Origin of the sequence: Streptomyces sp. NPDC051322, assembly GCF_040689485.1 — a bacterium.
GTDB lineage: Bacteria > Actinomycetota > Actinomycetes > Streptomycetales > Streptomycetaceae > Streptomyces.
This window is the reverse complement of sequence record NZ_JBFBAK010000002.1, coordinates 817,287-833,929: the sequence shown is the minus strand read 5'-3', so window position 1 is coordinate 833,929 and position 16,643 is coordinate 817,287. Positions and strand designations below refer to the sequence as shown.

General features: G+C 69.4%; 18 protein-coding genes. 8 read left to right on the top strand and 10 right to left on the bottom strand.

The features are described from left to right. Positions 1-33 precede the first annotated feature (33 nt). Positions 34-681 carry an allophanate hydrolase subunit 1 gene (locus AB0436_RS07860; RefSeq protein ID WP_366466818.1) on the bottom strand — a complete coding sequence of 216 codons (648 nt, stop codon included), beginning with the start codon at positions 679-681 and terminating at the stop codon, positions 34-36. After that, complete coding sequence (locus AB0436_RS07855; RefSeq protein ID WP_366466908.1) at positions 678-1,484, bottom strand: 5-oxoprolinase subunit PxpA; 807 nt, start codon at positions 1,482-1,484, stop codon at positions 678-680. Before AB0436_RS07855 ends, AB0436_RS07860 begins: the two co-directional genes overlap by 4 nt. A gap of 127 nt (positions 1,485-1,611) precedes the next feature. On the opposite strand from AB0436_RS07855, the gene AB0436_RS07850 reads away from it, so the two are divergent. The 6 genes from AB0436_RS07850 to AB0436_RS07825 all read left to right on the top strand — a co-directional run bounded on the left by AB0436_RS07850 (position 1,612) and on the right by AB0436_RS07825 (position 6,178). Next, the gene (locus tag AB0436_RS07850; protein WP_366466817.1) at positions 1,612-2,319 is read left to right on the top strand and encodes a GntR family transcriptional regulator; all 708 of its coding nucleotides are present in this window, start codon (positions 1,612-1,614) and stop codon (positions 2,317-2,319) included. Between the two features lie 158 nt (positions 2,320-2,477). Further along, a complete protein-coding gene (locus AB0436_RS07845) occupies positions 2,478-3,218 on the top strand; it encodes a DUF969 domain-containing protein (RefSeq protein ID WP_366466816.1) in 741 nt (246 codons plus the stop codon). Continuing rightward, on the top strand, positions 3,215-4,183 hold the full coding sequence (locus AB0436_RS07840; protein ID WP_366466815.1) for a DUF979 domain-containing protein: 969 nt from the start codon (positions 3,215-3,217) through the stop codon (positions 4,181-4,183). Before AB0436_RS07845 ends, AB0436_RS07840 begins: the two co-directional genes overlap by 4 nt. Positions 4,184-4,195: 12 nt before the next feature. Further along, positions 4,196-4,852: a pyroglutamyl-peptidase I gene (gene pcp / locus AB0436_RS07835; protein WP_366466814.1), complete on the top strand. Its 657-nt coding sequence runs from the start codon at positions 4,196-4,198 to the stop codon at positions 4,850-4,852. After that, on the top strand, positions 4,849-5,928 hold the full coding sequence (locus AB0436_RS07830; RefSeq protein ID WP_366466813.1) for a DUF2891 domain-containing protein: 1,080 nt from the start codon (positions 4,849-4,851) through the stop codon (positions 5,926-5,928). The genes pcp and AB0436_RS07830 overlap by 4 nt, the downstream gene beginning before the upstream one ends. A gap of 28 nt (positions 5,929-5,956) precedes the next feature. After that, the gene (locus tag AB0436_RS07825) at positions 5,957-6,178 is read left to right on the top strand and encodes a DUF6480 family protein (RefSeq protein ID WP_366466812.1); all 222 of its coding nucleotides are present in this window, start codon (positions 5,957-5,959) and stop codon (positions 6,176-6,178) included. 96 nt (positions 6,179-6,274) lie between these two features. Here the strand turns inward: AB0436_RS07825 and AB0436_RS07820 are convergent, their stop codons facing one another. The 3 genes from AB0436_RS07820 to AB0436_RS07810 form a co-directional block, all read right to left on the bottom strand. After that, entirely contained in the window at positions 6,275-7,741 is a 1,467-nt protein-coding gene (locus tag AB0436_RS07820; RefSeq protein WP_366466811.1) for an ornithine decarboxylase, read from the bottom strand. A gap of 50 nt (positions 7,742-7,791) precedes the next feature. Beyond that, entirely contained in the window at positions 7,792-8,877 is a 1,086-nt protein-coding gene (locus AB0436_RS07815; protein WP_366466810.1) for a glutamate--cysteine ligase, read from the bottom strand. Between the two features lie 63 nt (positions 8,878-8,940). Beyond that, complete coding sequence (locus AB0436_RS07810) at positions 8,941-9,801, bottom strand: MBL fold metallo-hydrolase (RefSeq protein ID WP_366466809.1); 861 nt, start codon at positions 9,799-9,801, stop codon at positions 8,941-8,943. A gap of 303 nt (positions 9,802-10,104) precedes the next feature. Between AB0436_RS07810 and AB0436_RS07805 the strand changes: the two genes are divergently transcribed. Further along, positions 10,105-10,509 (top strand): DUF2795 domain-containing protein, encoded by a 405-nt coding sequence (locus AB0436_RS07805; protein WP_366466808.1) that lies wholly within the window; start codon positions 10,105-10,107, stop codon positions 10,507-10,509. Positions 10,510-10,663: 154 nt separating this feature from the next. Continuing rightward, on the top strand, positions 10,664-11,098 hold the full coding sequence (locus AB0436_RS07800) for an ANTAR domain-containing protein (RefSeq protein WP_366466807.1): 435 nt from the start codon (positions 10,664-10,666) through the stop codon (positions 11,096-11,098). Between the two features lie 35 nt (positions 11,099-11,133). On the opposite strand, the gene AB0436_RS07795 is transcribed toward AB0436_RS07800, so the two are convergent. The 5 genes from AB0436_RS07795 to ligD all read right to left on the bottom strand — a co-directional run bounded on the left by AB0436_RS07795 (position 11,134) and on the right by ligD (position 16,617). After that, entirely contained in the window at positions 11,134-11,943 is an 810-nt protein-coding gene (locus tag AB0436_RS07795) for an SDR family oxidoreductase (RefSeq protein ID WP_366466806.1), read from the bottom strand. Positions 11,944-11,995: 52 nt separating this feature from the next. Continuing rightward, positions 11,996-13,180 carry a PP2C family protein-serine/threonine phosphatase gene (locus AB0436_RS07790; protein ID WP_366466805.1) on the bottom strand — a complete coding sequence of 395 codons (1,185 nt, stop codon included), beginning with the start codon at positions 13,178-13,180 and terminating at the stop codon, positions 11,996-11,998. Between the two features lie 266 nt (positions 13,181-13,446). Next, complete coding sequence (locus tag AB0436_RS07785) at positions 13,447-14,811, bottom strand: AI-2E family transporter (RefSeq protein ID WP_366466804.1); 1,365 nt, start codon at positions 14,809-14,811, stop codon at positions 13,447-13,449. Positions 14,812-14,982: 171 nt separating this feature from the next. Next, positions 14,983-15,399 carry a CBS domain-containing protein gene (locus tag AB0436_RS07780; RefSeq protein WP_365852776.1) on the bottom strand — a complete coding sequence of 139 codons (417 nt, stop codon included), beginning with the start codon at positions 15,397-15,399 and terminating at the stop codon, positions 14,983-14,985. Positions 15,400-15,567: 168 nt separating this feature from the next. After that, positions 15,568-16,617: a non-homologous end-joining DNA ligase gene (ligD, locus tag AB0436_RS07775; RefSeq protein ID WP_366466803.1), complete on the bottom strand. Its 1,050-nt coding sequence runs from the start codon at positions 16,615-16,617 to the stop codon at positions 15,568-15,570. Between the last annotated feature and the right edge of the window lie 26 nt (positions 16,618-16,643).

Sequence of the window (16,643 nt, the reverse complement as noted above, 5' to 3'; positions counted from 1 at the left end):
TGTTCGGTTCGGTGTCGCTCCGGTCGGCGCCGGTCAACGGACGTCCTCGGCGATGAAGCGGACCCGGGTGCCGGGCGCCAGCAGTGCGGCGGGCGTGCGGGAGCTGTCCCACAGCACGGTGTGCAGGGCCGTGCCGATCAGCTGCCAGCCGCCGGGCGAGGAACGCGGGTAGACGCCGGTGTACGGTCCGGCGAGGGCAACGGCACCCGCGGGAACGCGGGTTCTCGGATCGGCGCGGCGCGGCACGTGCTGCTTCGGACCGAGCCCGGTCAGGTAGCCGAAACCGGGCGCGAATCCGCAGAACGCGACCCGGAACGCGGTACCCGCGTGGATCCGGGCCGCTTCCTCCGTGCTCACACCCCACAGTTCGGCCACTTCGGCCAGGTCGGGGCCGTCGTAGCGAACCGGGATCTCGATGGCGGCGCCCTCATCGCGGCGCAGTGGCGGCACATCCCAGTGCGGCAGTTCGGCGGCGAGCCGCTGCGGCTCGTGCAGGCCGTCGAGCAGCACCGTGCGGGCACCGGGGATCACTTCTCGTACGGAGGGCAGAGTTCCGTCAGCGCGGCGGCGCAGGATCTCGGCATGCAGAGCTTCCGCAGCCTCGGTGTCGGCGAGTTCGACAAGCAGCCCGGAGCGGCCGACGCGGTGGATCCGGCCGTTGCTTGCCGCGCGGGCGCTCACGTGAACGCCCGGACGGCGATTCCGGATTCGGTCAGCTCGGTGCGGATCCTTCCGGCCAGGCGTGCGGCTCCCGGGGTGTCGCCGTGGACGCACAGCGAGCGGGCTGTCATCCGCAAGGTACTGCCGTCGGCAGCGGTCACCGCGCCGTCGCGAGCGAAGGTCACGGAACGCCGGATCACCAGGTCCGGGTCGTCCAGCACAGCGCCGGCCTCGGTGCGGGGTACGAGTGTGCCGTCGGGGCGGTAGGCCCGGTCGGCGAATGCCTCGTGCACGGCGGGCAGCCCCGCCGCAGTGGCGGCGGCCAGCAGTTCGGACCCCGGCAGACCGAGCACCGGGAGGGCGCCGGCCGCGAGCCGGACCCCTTCGACGACGGCGGCGGCCTGGTCGCTGTCGCGGACGGTGCGGTTGTAGAGGGCGCCGTGCGGCTTGACGTAGGTGACGCGGCCGCCGGCTGCTCGGGCGAAGATGTCCAGGGCGCCGATCTGGTAGGCCACTTCGGCGGCCAGTTCGGCGGCCGGTACGTCCATGGCTCGCCGGCCGAAGCCGGCCAGGTCGCGGTAGGAGACCTGGGCTCCGATCCGCACGCCGTGGGCGACGGCCTGTTCGCAGACCCTGCGCATCGTCAGGGGGTCGCCCGCGTGGAATCCGCAGGCGACGTTGGCGCTGGTGACGGATGCGAGCAGCGCCTCGTCATCGGTCAGGTGCCAGCGGCCGAAGCCCTCGCCGAGGTCGGCGTTGAGATCGATCGTCGGCTCTGTCCGCGCGTCGGTGGCCGCGGTGCTGGACGTCGGCGAGGTGCTCATGGGCGGGTCACTCCTGGTGGTCATCGCGGTCAACATATGCGATTGTTGAACGATTCCACAAGATGTTGTTGTCCCGCGCGTGTTTCTTCGCTTCACTGGGCACATCACTCATCTCGGGGAGACCTGCATGCCGACCGATGCCGACATCGTGTCCGAACTCAGCGCGGATCGCGCGCTGCTGGGGCGCACCAGTACAGCCGAGCGGGTGGCCGACATCCTGCGCACCCGCATCACGCGGGGCACCTTGCGTCCGGGCGACCGGCTCACCGAGGGGGAGATCGGCGGCGCGCTCGGCGTCTCGCGCAACACGCTGCGCGAAGCGTTCCGGCTGCTCACTCATGAGCGCTTGCTGGTGCAGCAGCTCAACAAGGGAACGTTCGTACGCCGGCTCAGCACGGCGGACATCGTGGACATCTACCGTGTCCGCCTGCTGGTGGAGTGCGCGGCCGTGCGCTCCCTGGCCGCTCCCCCGTACCCGCTGGGGGATGTGGAGAAGGCCGTCCTCACCGGCGAGGAGGCTGCCGCGGCGGGCCGCTGGCAGGACTGTTCGACCTCCAACATCCGCTTCCACCAGGCCGTGACCGAACTGGCCGGCAGTGCACGAACCGACGACCTGATGCGCGGCGTGCTGGCCGAGTTGCGGCTGGCTTTCCACGTGATGAACGATCCACGCCGTTTCCATGAGCCCTACCTCACCCGCAACCGCGACATTCTCACCACGCTCCAGCAGGGCGACGCCCCCGCCGCCGAGCGGCTGCTCGGCTTCTACCTGGAGGATTCGCGGCGCCAGCTCACGGAGGCGTACCCGGAGGAGACGGCAATCGGCGCTCGCTGATCGCACCTTCCGGGGCTGTGAGACATACGTCATAGTCACATCGTTGAACAATCACTTAGCCTCCTTGGCGACTGGCGGCAGACTGTGGCTTCCAGCAGAGCGACCGCGTATCAGGGTCGCCCGTCCCTGCTCTCTCATGCACGGAAGGCCGAGTCAGCATGATTGTTCTGCTCGGCGTCCTCGTGGTCGTCCTCGGATTCGCCACACGACGCAACCCCCTGCTGGTGGTCGGAGTGGCCGGCATAGCCACCGGACTGCTGGGCCACCTCTCCCCCGACGCCATCCTGAGAACTTTCGGGGAAGGTTTCGCATCCAGCCGCTCGGTGACTATTTTCGCCGTCACACTGCCGGTCATCGGTCTCCTTGAGCGCAACGGCCTGCAGCAGCAGGCCCGCATTCTCGTCACCAAGCTCGGCAAGCTGACAACGGGCCGCTTTCTGGCCCTCTACCTTCTGCTGCGCCAGCTCACCGCGGCTGTCGGCCTGCAGACCATCGGCGGCCCGGCCCAGAGTGTGCGTCCCATGGTCGCGCCCATGGCGGAGGCCGCTGCTGAGCGTGCGAACGACGGCCGCCCGCTTCCCGAGCGGCTGCGGGAGAAGGTCCGCTCCCACTCCGCTGCGGCGGACACCGTCGGTGTGTTCTTCGGCGAGGACTGTTTCCTCGCGATCGGATCGATCCTGCTCATCACCGGCTTCGCCAACGCCACCTATCACACACATCTCGAACCGTTGAGCCTCGCCATGTGGGCCATTCCGAGTGCCGTGTGCGCCTTCGTGATCCACGGCGGTCGGCTGCTGTACCTGGACCGCACGCTGGAGCGAGAACTGATCACCGCCAACGCGGAGATCGCCGTTCCGGCGCCCGGCGCCGAGGGCCGTATCGCCGGAGGGGCCGAATGATCAAGTCCGAATGGTTCTTCTGGCTGGTCGGCGCCGTCTTCATCGTCATGGCGCTGCAGATGCTGCGGGATTCCAGCAACCCGAAGCGGTTCGGTTCCGCCGCCTTCTGGGGCCTGCTGGGCGCGTGCTTTCTCTACAGCACGGGTGTCACCGAGAAAGCGGCGCCCGCCGAGCCGCTCGGGCTCGGCGTCCTCGTCCTGATCTGTCTGGGCGGCTTCAACCAGGTCGGCAAGGGCAAGCCGCGGACGACGTCCGACGAGGAGCGCTCCGCGCTCGCCGCTCGCTTCGGGAACAAGCTGTTCATTCCCGCCCTGACCATCCCGGTGGTGGCCATGGTGTGTGCGGTGCTCGTGAAGAAGGTGTCGATCGGCGGAACGCCGGTTCTCGAGCCGGGCTCCGAAACGATCCTCGGACTCGGTATCGGCGCGATCGCCGCGGTCGGCGTCGGCATGTGGGTGCTGCGGGAGCGCCGGCTGTCCGTCCCGGTGCACGCGGGACGCGGGCTGCTGGAGTCCATGGGCTGGGCCCTGCTGCTGCCGCAACTGCTGTCCGTTCTCGGCACCATCTTCCAGGCCGCCGGTGTCGGCACGCAGGTGCGCAGCGTCACCGAGAGCGTCCTGCCCGACGGTCAGAAGTTCGCCGCCGTGGCGCTCTACTGCGTCGGTATGGCCCTGTTCACCGTGATCATGGGCAATGCCTTCGCCGCGTTTCCGGTGATGACGGCGGCGATCGGCTGGCCGGTTCTCATCGAGCAGATGCACGGCAACCCGCCGGCCGTCCTGGCCGTCGGCATGCTGGCCGGCTTCTGCGGGACCCTCGTGACGCCGATGGCGGCGAACTTCAACCTCGTCCCGGCCGCGCTCCTCGAGCTGAAGGACCAGTACGGGCCGATCAAGGCGCAGACACCGACCGCAGTGGCCCTGCTGGCGTGCAACGTCTGCATCCTCTACTTCTTCGCTTTCTGAACGGTCACCCTCATGAACCCACCTCCGACGCGCGTTCTGATCACCGGTTTCGAGCCTTTCGACGGCGAGGACACCAACCCCTCCTGGGAGGCGGCGCATCGCGTCGCGCAGCAGCCGCCGCCCGACATGACCGTCACCGCGGTAGCGATCAGTTGCGTCTTCGGTCAGGCCCTCGACGAGTTGCGCGACGCGATCGAGGAGAAGTCTCCCGAACTCGTGCTGTGCGTCGGCCAGGCGGGCGGCCGGACAGACCTCACCGTGGAGCGCGTCGCCATCAACGTCGACGACGCCCGCATCCCCGACAACGCGGGCCAGCAGCCTGTCGACGAGCCCATCGTCCCCGGTGGCCCCGCGGCGTACTTCTCCTCGCTCCCGGTCAAGGCGTGCGTCGCCGCCGCCCGCCGGGCCGGTGTCCCGGCATCGGTCTCACAGACCGCGGGCACCTTCGTCTGCAACCACCTCTTCTACGGGCTCGCACACCTCATTTCCACCCGGTACCCGGGGATACGCGGCGGTTTCGTACACGTGCCGTACGTCCCTGCCCAGGTGACACACCGGGCGGCACCCTCCATGGCCGCCCGCGACATCGCCACCGGACTGCGCGCGATCCTGGTGGCCGCACGCGAGAACATCACCGATATCCGGGAGACCGGCGGAGCGACACATTGAGCAAGCAGACACCGCGCCCCTCGCAGCTCCCCGATGCGGCGCTCACCGCCCGCGCCGCCGGGTTCGCTCGGCTGGCGCTGGAGAACGTGACACGCGAGTACCCCAACATCCCGGCCCACCTGCTCGGCGGCCCGGCGGAACTGGTGCCGCCGCGCATCCATCATCCGGCGTTCTACGGCGCCTACGACTGGCATTCCTCCGTGCACATGCACTGGCTGATGGTGCGGCTGCTCCGGCGTTGCGACGACCTGGTCGACGCCGCCGCGATGACCGCGGTGCTGGACGCCCATCTGACGCCCGATGCGCTGGTCACTGAGGCGGACTACCTGCGCACGCACCCCTCGTTCGAACGTCCCTATGGCTGGGCGTGGCTGCTGGCGCTCACCGCCGAGTGCGCGGCGCTCGGCAACACGCGCTGGACCGCCGCCCTCGCGCCGGCTGCGCGTACGGTGTCGGCGCTGATCCTGGACTGGCTGCCGAAGGCGACGTATCCGGTACGGCACGGCACGCACGTCAACAGCGCCTTCGCGCTCGGTCTGGTACTGGACAGCGCGGTGGCCGCCGGAGTTCCCGAGTTGACGCGGCCGGCAGCCGAGCGGCTGCGCAGCTGGTTCGCGGCGGACCACGGCGCCGCACTGCGCTGGGAGCCGTCCGGGCAGGACTTCCTCTCCCCCGCCCTGACCGAGGCCGACGCGATGCGGCGGGTGCTTCCCGGGGCGGAGTTCGCCCACTGGCTGACGGCTTTCCTGCCGGAACTCGAGGAGGGAGCGGACCACCACAGCCAGCCGGGCACCGCCGACACGCGGACGCTCTTCCTGGCACCACCACACGTCTCGGACGCGGCGGACCCGCAGATCGGGCACCTGCTGGGTCTGTGTCTCAGCCGAGCGGCCGCGCTGCGCCGCATCGCCGGTGCTCTCCCCCCGGGTGACGGACGCGTCGGTGCGCTTGCGACTGCAGCCGACGCACACCTGGCGGCGGGGCTGCCGGCCACGTCTTCCGGGGACTTCACGACGGACCACTGGCTGGCCACGTTCGCGGTGCTGGCCCTGGAGAGTGGCCGGGCGCGTGACTGACCTGTCCGGTTAGGGGCACTCGTCGGTCATGACTGCACCCAACCCTGACCCGGACCCCGCCAACACCCCTGGCCTCGAGCCAGGTGGAGGGGTGCCGCCCGGCGAGAGTCCCCCCGCGGAAGGCGGCATGTCCGAGGCGGGCCCACGCAACAGCCCGCCCAAAGGCTGGTCGAAGGGACCCCTCACCGTCATCGCGCTCATCGTCCTGGTGTTCGCTGCGGGGTGTGTCGCCTTCGCGCTCGCCCTCTGACCGGCGGCGGACCTGAGGAAGCCCCGACTGGTCGGGGGAGCCAGCCGGGGCGGTCTGTGGCGAGCCCGGGCGGTCGCCTCTTGGCGAGAGGCACGGTCACTTCTCGACGGCCACGCGCACGGTCTGCACCTCGCTGTCCGACGCGTCCGGCACGACCATGCCGGCGTCCACTCCGCTGCGCAGGTATTCCAGTACGTCCATGGTAAGCCGCTCCCCCGGAAGCGCCGCCGGGATTCCCGGCGGGTAGGGGGTGAGCATCTCGGCCGCGACCCGCCCGGCTGCCTTCTGCCACGGCACCTGCTCGGCCGGCCCGAAGAACGCGTCTCGCGGTAGCCGAGCCTGCTCCAGCCGGAGGTCGGCGGGAGCGGGGATCTGCACGTCCGCGGCGGGCCGGAGTTCCGCTGCGTGCCGGGCCAGATCGTCGAACGCTGCGAGCAACCGGTGCGCGGACTCGTGGTCGTCCGCGTGAGTGAACTGGGCGCTGATCCGGCGGTTGTCACTGAGGTGCAGGTTGATGCGGTGCTGGGCACGGATCCAGTCGGCTGCCCGGTAACCCGAAACGCCCAGGCCGGTGATGTCGACGATGATCTGCAGCGGGTCCATGTCGGTGGCTCGGCCGGGTCCGCAGAAGTCGGCCCGGCCATGGACGCGCATACCCTCGATCGCGTCGATGCCGGCCCGTACGTGATCGACGAGCGCCAGGGCCTCGTCATACAGGGCACGCCCGTGCTCGACCATCTGGCGCCGCCAGCCGTCGAGAGCCGCGTAGATCAGGCAGGAAGGACTCGTCGTTCCGAGCAGGTCCTCCCGGGAACTGAGTACGTTCGGATCGACGAGGTCGCCCCGCAGGTGGAACACCGAGCTCTGTTCCAGTCCGGAGCCCATCTTGTGCACCGAGGTGACACACACATCCGCTCCGGCGTTCATCGCCCAGGCCGGCAGGCCCGGGTGGAACGGCAGGTGTGCCCCCCACGCCTCGTCCACGATCAGCGGCTTGCCCCGCTCATGGCAGACTTCGGCGATCCCGGAGAGATCGGAACACGTACCGTACGGCGTCGGGCTGGTCACCAGCACGCCCTTGGCGTCGGGATGCTCGTCGAACGCGGCCCGGAACGACCGCGCGTCCGGCGGATGGGCGAGATGCAGATCGGGGTCCCACCGCGGGTCGACCCAGATGGGACGCATCCCGGACAGGATGATGCCCGACACCACGGACTTGTGCGCGTCCCTGCCCAACAGCAGTTCCTCGTACGGGCCGGCCACCGAGAGCATCGCCGCCTTCACCGAGAGGGAACTGCCACAGGTCGAGAAGAAGGTGTGCTCGGCGCCCACTGCATCCGCCATCAGCGCCTGCGCCTCGGCGAGCACACCGGTCGAGGACATGCGGTCGTCGAGTCCGCTGGTTGCCAGCACGTCGGAACGGAAGACGCCGTCTCCGAGCGCCTCGCGTACCCGGGGATCGGCGCCACGGCCCTGCTTGTGTCCGGGCGGTGTGAAAGGCAATTGTCCCTCGGCGTGATACTTGGACAGCGCCTCGAGTACCGGTGCCCGTGAGTGGTCCATGGGTGCCGGGTGCCCGTGTGACCGGCACCGAAACGACGTCGGACGGGATCTCAGGCCAGCGTGCGCACCATGGCTTCCCGGACGACGGCGCGCAGGTCGCCAGTGCCCGCGAAGGTGGCGCGCTGAAACCCGGCCCCACCACCACGGCTCATCAAGCGCCTCAGGTTGTCCTTGACCAGCAGCAGGTCGTCGGCGTCCGTCAGCGCGTCGGCGACATGGTCCACGAGTGCCTCGCCCACCTCCTCCGCAGGAGCCGGTTGCCACGTCGCGGGGTGGACCAGCCGGCCGGAGGCGCCCGAGCGCGCTGCTCTCCACGTCGCGAGTCTCAGCAGGCCGACCGTGACGGGCGTGGGTGGCTCATCGGCCTGCCAGGCACGGACGGCGGTCTCCACCAAGCCCCGTACCATCGCGGCCAGAAGCACGGTGTCGTCGACCTCGATACAGACATCGGCCACTCTCACCTCGACGGTCGGGTAGTTGCGTGAGAGGCGCGCATCGAAGTAGATCATGCCCTCGTCGAGCAGCGTTCCGGTCTCGAGCAGTGCCCGCACCTCGGCGTGGTAGCGCTCCGCCGAGCCGAACGTCTCCACCGGACCTGCGGACGGCCAGCGGCCCCAGACCCGGTTGCGATAACTGCTGTGCTCACTGTCGCGCCCCTGCCAGAACGGCGAATTGGCGCTCAGGGCAAGCAATACGGGCAACCAGGGGCGGATTCGGTCGAGGACGGCGACGCCCTCCTCGTCGGAGGCAACCTGTACGTGCACATGACAGCCGCAGGTCAGCTGCTCCTGCGCGGTGAGTCCGAACTCCTCCACCAGCCGGTGATAGCGCCGTCCCGCGCTCACCGAGGGGGCAACGGGCAGCGGAGACGTGGCCAGGGCCACCACGTCCGCGCCGGCCTCGCGCGCCCGTTCCGACGCCACACCACGCCAGCGGCGCAGTTCCGCCGCCAGATCGCTCATCTGCAGCTTCGGGCGGGTGGTGGTCTCCAACTGCTCGCGCTGCAGCTCCGGTGCCAGTCTGGCTCCGTCGCCGTCCGCATCCTGCGCAGCCAGCACCGCCCCCGCGACCGCCTGCGGCTCCCCGGTTTCCGGGCTCACCAGCAGCAGTTCCTCCTCGACACCGACCGTTCGCATGGCAGCAGTCCCCTCCTTCACCGTCCGTGCTGTGCCCGGCACCGCACGGAGCACCCCGGGGCGTCACTCGACGGTCACCGACGTCGCGCCGGGTGTGATGGTCACCCGTCGGCCGTGCTCGCAGCGCACGATGCGGTCGGCCAGCCCGCGCCGGCCGGCTGCGTCGAGGAACGCACTCAGCGGCGACTTCATCACCGTGTAGTCCCCGTAGTGCACAGGCAGTACACATCGCGGCTGCAACAATTCGGTGAGTTCCGCTCCCTGGCCGCCGTCCATCGTGACGACGAAGCCGCCCGGCAACCGCGTACCGCCCAGGTGGAGCACGGCGATATCCATGCCGGGGTAGCGTCGGCCGATTTCCCTGATGCCGTCGAACAGCAGGGTGTCGCCGCTGATGTAGAGACGGAGGCGGACATCACCGGCGACCGGGCCGAATTCGAGCATGCTTCCCATGACCGGGGGCAGCAGGCGGCGCAGCTGACCGACGGCATGGCGGCCCGGCAGGGCGGTCAGCAGCACCTGGCTGTCGTGGTGGACGAGACGGTGCTGCTGCCAGTTCTGAAGACCCGTCGTGCGATGGAATCCGTGCAGGCCCTGCAGCCGGCGTGCAGCGTGCGGCGTGGTGATGACCGGCAGCGACCGGTCCAGATTGCGTCGCGCGACCCGGTCCCAGTGGTCGCCGTGCAGGTGCGAGAGGACTACCGCATCAAGGTCCGGTGGCAATTGGTCAATCGTGATGTCAGGTTCGGTCAGTCGCCTGCTCATCAGTCCGTAACCGAGGTAGGCATGCCGGCCCCGGTGCAGGAAGTTCGGATCCGTGAGGAGTGTCAGGGAGCCGTACCGGATCAACAGTGTCGCATTCCCGATGAAGTGAAGGTGCACCGGGGCTGCGGGGGAAAGAGGCGCTGGAGGAGGAAGCGTCATAGCGGTGAGCTCCGTTCGGTCCCGTCGATCCCGAGGGCCCCCGGCCAATCCGTGCGCCGGGTACCCGGGCCGGATCCCGGTAAGCCGGACGGCAGGCGGTCGACCGGCGCCGCAGGGTGGCGCAGGGCAGCGAACGGGCTGTCGGCCTATCCTGGGAATCAGGGCCAGGCCGAGCGGGATCCCCATGGGCCGCCAGGGGTATGGCGGTTTCCCCGGCCGGACACCGCCGCAGCGTCTCCGGTGCGGTGCCCGGCAGATCCGGTCCGCGCCGTGGCCACCCCGCTGAGAAGGAGGTGCTCCGATATGGAGCGCGGCAGCAACCCCGTGAGCCCACGCAAGGACGACGAGCTGAAGCACGAACTGCAGGGCTACTTGCGGTCCGGGCAGCACACCCGCGTCGAAGAGGCCAACGACCCCGAACCGCCCGCGGATGACGACGTCCGGGTCGACCCGGGTGGGCCGGTACCACCTCCTGGGGAGGAGCGCGATCGGGCGCGGGCGAAAGCCGATGCCGAATCGCTGCGGATGGAGCTGGCCCGCCGACTGGACCGCACGGCGTTCCCTGCCGACCGGCAGTCCCTCCTCCAGGTGCTCAGAGAGGAACAGGCCCCGGACACGCTACTGGCAGCGGTGAGTGAGCTGCCGGCCGAAGGCACGTACGGTAACGCAGCCCAAATCGTGAAGGGGCTCGGCGGCGGAGGCGCCTGACCGGGCGGCCCTTCGCCGATATGCCTACCGGTCCGGAGTCCTGGTCTCAACGACCGACCGCCGACAGCTTGCAACGGCGGCAGGCGGGCAAGCGGGACAGTAAGACGTCAGCAGGGCGGTGTCCCGCCGACCGAGATCGTCAAGGAGCGGTGATATGCGCATGCAGGAGGTGGAAATCATCGGCAGGCAGGGCGGGACCGATGCGGCGAGCCAGGAAATCCCCGACGAATGGCAGGCAGACGAATGGCAGGCATCGGACGCTGCCCAGTACCGGGCCGTGGGCAGCCTGCTGGAGGGACAGACGGCTTCGCGGCAGACCGAGGACCTTCGGCACGAGGTCGACGGCCTGCGCCAGGCCCTCAGGACGCACCCGCTGATCGACACAGCGCGCGGCATTGTCATGGCTACCGGCTCCTGCTCCGAGGAAGAGGCCTGGCAGGTCCTGGTCGACGTCTCCCAGCGCACCAACATCAAGCTGCGGGAAATCGCTCAGCGTCTCGTCGACAGCATCACCGGCCCGCCTCCCTCGCGACCGATACAGCTCGCCTTTCAGTCCGCTCTGGACCGGATGAGGGCCAGCCGGACGTGAGGACCGGCGTGCTCCCGTAGGGGCGAGCACGTCGATCAGCCCCGCCGCCAGTCGCCGCTGGTGAGGTGAGATCCGGCCTGCGGGCCCATCCGCAGCATGCCGCCGTCGACGGCCCACGAGGCCCCCGTGGTGTAGGAAGCGTCCGGGCCGGCGAGGAAGGCGATGACGGCGGCGACCTCCCGGGCGTCTCCCGGCCGCCCCAGCGGGATGCCCGGACGTTCGGCAGCCGTGACGTCGGCGTCCTCCTGGCCGGTCATCGGCGTGGCGATCTCTCCGGGAGCCACGGCGTTGACCGTGATGCCGTGCTCGGAGAGTTCGAGCGCCATCACCTGAGTGAGCAGGCCGAGGCCGCCCTTCGCCGCGCAGTAGGGCGCCGCGCCGACGCGGGGCTGATGTTCGTGCACGGAGGTCACATTGACGATCCGGCCCCCGCCACCCTGTGCGATCATTCGCCGCGCGGCGCGTTGGGAACACAGGAAGGGACCGATCAGGTCCACTTCGATCACCTGGAGAACCGTCGAGTGCCCGATGTCGAGGAAGGGTGTCGAGGTGCCGGTTCCCGAGTTGTTCACCAGGACATCGACGCGCCCGAGCTCATCGGCGAGCGTGTCGACAGCCTGTGCGGCATCCGGCAGATCGGTGAGATCCATCTGGGCGATCGCCGCGCGTCGCCCGAAGCCGCGCACCTCCTCGGCCGTGTCCTCCGCTCCCTGCCGGTCGCTGTGCCAGGTGATGCCGATGTCCATCCCCGCCCCGGCCAGCCGCACGGCGGTCGCACGGCCGATACCCGAGTCCGCGCCGGTGATCAGGGCCACGGGCCGATGTTCGTCTGCTGCGCTGGTCATATACGGGCGTCCTTCCTGCGTGGGTCCTGCACGTGGCGAGTGGCGATGACCACTAGGCGGGCGGCCGCCATTCGATCAGGAGGATGGTGGCGTCGTCCCGGAGTACGTCGTCCTGACGTTCCAGAATCGAGTGCATCAACTGCCGGAGTGCCTCCGACGCCAGCTCCCCGGCGGCGGTCGCACGGATGATGGAGCCCGTGAATCCCGTCAGTCCGAACTCCGCGCCGTCGGCGACGCGGGCTTCCGTCACCCCATCGGTGTAGAGCAGCACCCGGTCCCCCGGCTCGAGTGCCATCTGGTGAACCTTCCGTGGTGTGCCGGCCAGCGTGGCCGGCATCCCCATCGGAGGCTCTCCGGGGCGCTCCAGGGCGTAGTCGAGCACTTGCTGATCACGGATCAGCAGCGGCGGGGGGTGGCCGCAGTTGACCCAGTTCAACAGCCCGTTGGCCAGGTCCAGTTGGATGGCGATCCCGGTGCAGAACTGGTCCGGAAGCCATTCGGCGAGTACCTCGTCGACGATGCGGACGCTTTCGGGCAGTCCCCCATCGTTTCGGCGGGAGCTCCGGAAGCCGGCCATCGCGATGGCAGTGGTCAGCCCCGAAGCGAGGTTGTGGCCCATCGCGTCGAGGATCACGGCGTGCAGTGTCGACTCGGTGAGCGCATGGTCGAAGGCATCCCCGCCGAGTTCGTAGGCGGGTTCGAGGACTGCGGTGGAAACGGCCCATTCGTTGCCGATGGTGCGGGGCGGCAGCAGCGCGCGCACCATCTCGGCGGAGAGTGTCATCGCACCGGTGCGGGCTCGTTGCACGAGCCGGTCGCTGAAGGCCCGCTTGGACGTGATCACCATCGCGAGGATGGAAGCCAGTGTCCGGCAGCGGTCCAGCAGCGTGCTGTCCAGCGAGTCCATGTGTACGGCGATGACACCCAGTCGCTCCACGCCGTCGACCAGCGGAAGCCAGGCGATCAAGGTGCCGTCGGCCGTGGCGGTCACCCGCAGGCCGGGGGCCCGGTAGGCCCAGCCGCCGGGTGAGCGGTCCACGAGGAGCTGCTCCCCGCCCGAGAGAGGTGTCAGCCGGCGTTGCTGAAGGTCGACCAGGTAGATCACGACCCGGCGCAGGCCGAGTTTGGCAGCGTAACTGTCGACCAGGGAGGACAGTTTCGTCGGCGCCGTGGTGTGCACGTTCGCCAGGAATTCCTGCAGGAGGCGTTCCCCGTGGCCGGCTTCCGGACCCGTCATCCGTGCCGCCCGCAGAGGAGTCGGAGTTCCTGCGGGGCGCTCCCTCGATCTCCGCGGAGGCGGCGGGCGACGGCCGGGGCTGGGAGGAGGTGCGCACGGGGCATGGGCGGAACTCCACGGGACGGTCGGGGGCGGGGTGCCCGGGCGAGTACGGCACCGAGCAGGCGTGGGGGGCGGTTCCAGCCAAGTACCCGACCGGCAGCCCGCGCCACTCGGCAGCGACCATACGGGGGGCAGCAACAGGGTCCGGGCCGGGAAGGGCCGTTTTACGGAGACCGGCTGCCGCCTTCGTCGTCCTGAGCCTCATCCGGAGCCTCGTCCTGCGGTGAGGGCAGGGGGGTCGCCGGGCTCTGCGCACCGACCGTGCCGGGGAGCGGCTGGTGCCGGGCGGCCGCTTTCTGGCGGGCATACAGGTAGGAGACCACCGTGTTGGTGACCGCCACCAGCGGCACCGCGACGACCGCGCCGCCGATACCGGCGATCAGGCCGCCGGACGCCACCGAAAGAATGACCGCGAGGGGATGCACGCGTACCGCCCGGCCCAGGATGAACGGCTGTAGTACGTGGCCCTCGATCTGTTGCACCGCGAGCACCACGGCCAGCACCATCAGGGCGGTGAAGACTCCTTGGGTGACGAGCCCCACGACCACCGCGAGTGCACCGGAGACAACCGCCCCGACCAGCGGAACGAAGGAGAAAACGAAGACGAACACGGCCAACGGCACGGCCAGCGGAACACCGAGGAAGAAGATCCCGATGCCGATGAAGACCGCGTCGATGAAAGCGACGATCACGGTTCCGTGCACATAGGCGGTGAGCGTTCGCCAGGCCCGGGGACCCGCTCCTGCGACAGCGGGGCGGGCCGCGGCCGGAACCAGTTTGAGTACCCAGTTCCAGACGCGGCGGCCGTCGTAGAGCAGGAAGAGGGTGCAGAACACGGTCAGCAGCATGCCGGTGATGATCTCGACCAGTACCGTCACGCCCTGCAGACCCAATGAGGTGATCTTGTCGGTGTTGCGGGTGATGCTGTCGCTCAGTTTGCGGGAGATCTGGTCGATCTGCTTCTCGGTCACGTGGAAGGGGCTGTGGAGCAGCCAGCGCTTCATCTGCTCGGTGCCGCCCTGCAGCTGTCGGGAGAGGTCCCCGAAGTTGGCTGTGACCTGCCAGACCACGAACCATCCGATCAGGCCCAGGCAGACGAAGCCGAAGATCGCGGTGAGCGCGGTGGCCGGCCCCCGGGGCACACCGTGACGGCGCAGCCGGGCCACCGTGGGCTGCAGCAGCGCGGTGATCAGCAGCGCGGCGGCGAAGGAGAAGACCACGAGGCGCACGGCACCGAGCGCCTGCATCACGACCCACAGAGCGCCTGCCAGGACGAGCAGTCGCCAGCCGGCTTCGGCGGCGACTCGCACACCCCACGGAACAGCGGTTACCGGCTCCGGTCTGGCCGGCGCGGCCGGCGCCCCTTCGCTCGTGGGTGGATGGCCGACGGCGGCTTCGGATTCCTTCTCCGCCTCATGGTGCCGTGCCTCATGTTGTCGTTCGGAAGCCGCTCGGCGCTCTTCGAGGCGTTCCCCGAGCTCCGCCAGACCGGCGCCGACGCGTCCGATCCACCGGGGCGTTCTCACCATCGACGTGTCCTCCCGCACTCGGCCCTTGCCGCTCGACCCTTGAAGCCAACACCCAACGGCTCCGGGTCGCCGTGTTCGAGGACGCCGTCGCTCGGGCCGGAGCCCCGGCCAGGAGGCCGGGGTCCGGACGTCGGTCAGTGGCGCCGTACCGCCCGGACTTCAGCCCGGGGTTCAGTCAGTGGAAAGTGCTTCGAGGAGCTGTCCGGCCTTGGGATCGGGGAGCGCCCGGGCGGCGTCGGCCAGCGCGACCATACCGACGAGGGTATGACCGTCGATGACGGGCAGCCGACGCACCTTGTGACTCGACATGGTTGAGAACACCTCGTCGGCGCTGTCGTCGGCGCCGATGGTGACTGCTTCGCCCTGAGCAAGGTCACCGGCCTTGACGGTGCCGGGGTCCTTCCCGGCGCCGAGAACCTTGACGACGATGTCGCGGTCGGTGAGTACGCCCTTGAGCTTCTCGTCGGTTCCGCAGATCGGCAGCGCGCCGACGCCCAACCGGGTGAGCTTCTGGGCGGCGTCCAGCACACTTTCCTGGGCTCCCACGCACTCAGCACCTGCGGTCATGATCTCGCGTGCGGTGGTCATCGAGGTTGCCTCCTGTAAGGGGTTGGTACACGGAGCGGCGGCGTCGGGGGCTGTCTTTTCAACCTTCCGACGCCTACGTTGCTCCGTACGCAGGAAACGCACCCTTTGAGTAACCGGTGACCGCGCACCGAAACAGCATCCGCCCGATTCCTCGCACGTTCGCCCGGCTCATCCGGGGAGCGAGCCGGGGCTCTCCCGAACGACGTCGGCCGCCTGCTTGTCGTCCCGCAGACCGAGGAATCGGGGATGGCGCAGCATGCCGTCCCGAGTCCATTCGGTGAATCCGATCTGCGCGACGAGTCGCGGCCGCACCCAGTGGGCCCGTTGCTCCTTGATCCGGCCGGCGAACGGTGAGGTGTCCGTGCCCAGTTCGTCGAGGTGGCGGCGGATGTTCAGCAGCGCGGCGCGGTCGTATCCGGTGCCGACCTTGCCGGCGTACCGCAGCCGGCCGTCCCGGTAGTAGCCGATGAGCAGAGCACCGAAGCCGACGCGGGTGCCGGACGGTTCGGTGAACCCTCCGATGACGAACTCCTGGCCCTGCTGGCACTTGAGTTTCAGCCAGTCGGGTGATCTGCGCGGCTGGTAGCGGCTCCCCGCCCGCTTGGCGATCAGTCCCTCCCAGCCCCGGGCGCATGCCTGATCCAGCAGATCCTGGCCGCCTTCGTTGCGGTGCACGGTGAAGCGCAGCGGCGCCCGGTACTCCAGCGCCCCTCGCAGCAGGGATTTACGCGAGCGGAGCGGAAGGCGGGTGGTGTCCGCGCCGTTGAGCCGCAACAAGTCGAAGAGGTGATAGGTGACGGCGACGGTGGTGGCACGGATCCGGCGGGCGTCGGACAGCTGCATACGCTGCTGGAGCAGCCCGAAGTCCGTACGGCCGTGTGCGTAGGCGACGATCTCACCGTCCGCCGTGAAATCGGGGCATTCCTGGGCGGCGAGGGCGTCGATGATCTCCGGGTAGGCGTCGTTCAGCCGCCTGCCGCTGCGGGACAGCAGACGCACACCGCTGCTGTCCCGGACGGTCAGCGCCCGAATTCCGTCGAGCTTGCGCTCGAAGATCCAGCCGGATGTGAAGTCCCGCCGATCACTGAGAGTGGCCAGCATGGGTCGCGAAGCCAGTTCGATGCCGGGCCGCGCGGCGGTCAGCAACCGCTGCTCCTGCTCCGTCAGTGTTTCCAGACTCTTGCCACGGCGCGCGCTCCGGGTGTCCTGGTCGTTCATGGCGTCTCCTTGCGCGACGTACGAGT

Bases quoted from the DNA above. Each gene is read 5' to 3' on its own strand.
- AB0436_RS07855 (WP_366466908.1), bottom strand. From the start codon at position 1,484: ATGAGCACCTCGCCGACGTCCAGCACCGCGGCCACCGACGCGCGGACA.
- AB0436_RS07850 (WP_366466817.1), top strand. From the start codon at position 1,612: ATGCCGACCGATGCCGACATCGTGTCCGAACTCAGCGCGGATCGCGCG.
- AB0436_RS07845 (WP_366466816.1), top strand. From the start codon at position 2,478: ATGATTGTTCTGCTCGGCGTCCTCGTGGTCGTCCTCGGATTCGCCACA.
- AB0436_RS07840 (WP_366466815.1), top strand. From the start codon at position 3,215: ATGATCAAGTCCGAATGGTTCTTCTGGCTGGTCGGCGCCGTCTTCATC.
- pcp (WP_366466814.1), top strand. From the start codon at position 4,196: ATGAACCCACCTCCGACGCGCGTTCTGATCACCGGTTTCGAGCCTTTC.
- AB0436_RS07825 (WP_366466812.1), top strand. From the start codon at position 5,957: ATGACTGCACCCAACCCTGACCCGGACCCCGCCAACACCCCTGGCCTC.
- AB0436_RS07820 (WP_366466811.1), bottom strand. From the start codon at position 7,741: ATGGACCACTCACGGGCACCGGTACTCGAGGCGCTGTCCAAGTATCAC.
- AB0436_RS07815 (WP_366466810.1), bottom strand. From the start codon at position 8,877: ATGCGAACGGTCGGTGTCGAGGAGGAACTGCTGCTGGTGAGCCCGGAA.
- AB0436_RS07810 (WP_366466809.1), bottom strand. From the start codon at position 9,801: ATGACGCTTCCTCCTCCAGCGCCTCTTTCCCCCGCAGCCCCGGTGCAC.
- AB0436_RS07805 (WP_366466808.1), top strand. From the start codon at position 10,105: ATGGAGCGCGGCAGCAACCCCGTGAGCCCACGCAAGGACGACGAGCTG.
- AB0436_RS07800 (WP_366466807.1), top strand. From the start codon at position 10,664: ATGCGCATGCAGGAGGTGGAAATCATCGGCAGGCAGGGCGGGACCGAT.
- AB0436_RS07795 (WP_366466806.1), bottom strand. From the start codon at position 11,943: ATGACCAGCGCAGCAGACGAACATCGGCCCGTGGCCCTGATCACCGGC.
- AB0436_RS07790 (WP_366466805.1), bottom strand. From the start codon at position 13,180: ATGACGGGTCCGGAAGCCGGCCACGGGGAACGCCTCCTGCAGGAATTC.
- AB0436_RS07785 (WP_366466804.1), bottom strand. From the start codon at position 14,811: ATGGTGAGAACGCCCCGGTGGATCGGACGCGTCGGCGCCGGTCTGGCG.
- AB0436_RS07780 (WP_365852776.1), bottom strand. From the start codon at position 15,399: ATGACCACCGCACGCGAGATCATGACCGCAGGTGCTGAGTGCGTGGGA.
- ligD (WP_366466803.1), bottom strand. From the start codon at position 16,617: ATGAACGACCAGGACACCCGGAGCGCGCGCCGTGGCAAGAGTCTGGAA.